At 63.8% G+C, this 2,044-nt stretch carries 1 protein-coding gene; it reads left to right on the top strand.

The window, feature by feature from the left end:
* Positions 1-385: 385 nt before the first annotated feature.
* On the top strand, positions 386-1,507 hold the full coding sequence (locus tag FDN03_RS14795) for an IS110 family transposase (protein ID WP_138178377.1): 1,122 nt from the start codon (positions 386-388) through the stop codon (positions 1,505-1,507).
* Positions 1,508-2,044 lie beyond the last annotated feature (537 nt).

Consider the following 2,044-nt stretch of genomic DNA (forward strand, 5'->3'; position numbering starts at 1 on the left):
CGCGGCTGCGGGCCACCGCTGAGCGCAAGATCAAGGCGGTGTCCACCCCGGGAACCAGGGTCATCAGCGCGGCCACCACGGCAAAGGAAAGCAGGGCAGAGGTAACGGTCATGAAACAAGGATAAGGGGAAGAGGTGACTGCCCTTGCGGGAGCAGGGTTCGGTCCTTGAAGCCGTGCGCCCGGTTACTCCCGGCTTCTCCTAGACGATATGAGGTGTAGGGCTTGGTAGGTCTGGTCAGAGCTGGAACCTCCGCTTCATAATGATTGAACGCTCTACGGCGTAGCGTGGATCACCAACATGATCACCACGAACCCGTGGATTTCCTCGGGTCTGTGGCGCCACTGTTGTGTTGGTGCCGACAGATGAACGAGGAGGTTCCAGCTATGTACCAGCGTACTTTCATCGGCATGGACGTGCATGCCCGCAGCGTGAAAATCTGTGCCATCACCCCGGAGACCGGAGAAGTGCAACGCGCTTCACTGGCCATGGATCATCACGGCGTCCGGGACTGGATCGTGGCCCATGGTGGTGAGATTTCCACCCTCCGGGCCGTCTATGAGGCCGGCCCGACAGGGTATGGCCTGGCCCGCACATTGACTGCGGCCGGAATCCAGTGCGTCGTCGCGGCCCCGTCCCGGTTGATCCGGCCTTCCGGGGACAGGGTGAAGACCGATGCCCGGGACGCCGAGCACCTGGCCCGGCTGCTCTCCTTGGGGCAGGTCACCGAGGTGCGGGTCCCGGGCCCGGAAGAAGAAGCGGCCCGCGACCTGGTACGGCTGCGCGAGGACGCCCGGATGGATTTGATGCGTTCCCGGCACCGCCTTTCGAAACTATTGCTGCGCCACGACTTGCTCTATACCGGCGGCAAGGCCTGGACCGCGGACCACCGGGCCTGGCTGGAAGCGATCAGCTTCGAGATCCCGGCCCTGCAGATGACCCTGTACGAATCCATCGAGATGGTCGACACCGTCATCGAACGCAGGGACCGACTCGATACACAGATCGAGCTGATGGCCACGACCAGCAGTTATGCGCCGGTGGTCACCGCGCTGGAATGCCTGCGCGGGGTCGGCACCCTGACGGCGTTCGGGCTGGCCGTCGAGATTGGGGACTGGACACGCTTCACCGGAAACAGCATCGGCGCTTACCTGGGGCTGGTACCCAGTGAACATTCCTCGGGACAGACCCGCTCCCAAGGACCGGTGACGAAGACCGGGAACAAACACGCGCGCCGATTACTGGTCGAGGCTGCCTGGCACCACGCCCGCCCCTATGACGAGTCCAGTGCCACCCTGCGTCGGCGGTGGGACGCGGCCACACCGGAAACCAGGGCGCACGCGCACCGGGCGAACCAACGCCTGCATCGGCGATGGCAAGCCTTCGAGGAACGCAAGAAGCGCCGGTGCGTGGCCAACGTGGCGATCGCCCGTGAACTGGCCGGCTGGTGCTGGGCGTTGGCCGAACCCCAACAACGCCACGGGCAGGACACCATCATGGGATCCTGACCCTCCCCCTAGCTCCCGTGGGCCCTGAACCGACGGAGAAGAGGTCATGACAGCGTGGAAGCAACCCGCGATGGGGCCCTGAACCGACGGAGAAGAGGTCATGACAGCGTGGAAGCAACCCGCGATGCGCCTATGAACCGCAACCACCTTGCCCACCACCAGGCACCGGTGACTTGCGACGTTCGATCCTAGACCAGCGGCTCGGCTTCCCGCCGAAAAGTCGTCATGCGGTAACCAACCCGCGGATATCAGATTCGACCACGTCGTCGCTGAATAACAGCACGAGTCATGAACCGGCCTGAAGGTCGGGGCTCCCGGGGAACGGCAAGGCGACCACGCGCCCATTCGGATGCGGGGTCGCCTTGTTCTGCCTATCTTGACAAAGTCAGCAACATATCAGTCGCGGGTCAATACTCCGCGCCCGACCAGGACCGCTGGGCCGCTGAGGATGACATCGTCGGTGCCATCCTCGTTCTTGCGGAAAGCCACCCCCACTTGTCCGCCGGGGATGTTCGCTACCCAGTCATCGATTACCGT

The organism is Glutamicibacter sp. V16R2B1, from assembly GCF_005774635.1.
GTDB lineage: Bacteria > Actinomycetota > Actinomycetes > Actinomycetales > Micrococcaceae > Glutamicibacter > Glutamicibacter creatinolyticus.

What these genes read in the sequence shown, in the direction of transcription:
- FDN03_RS14795 (WP_138178377.1), top strand. Translation starts at nt 386, where the DNA reads ATGTACCAGCGTACTTTCATCGGCATGGACGTGCATGCCCGCAGCGTG.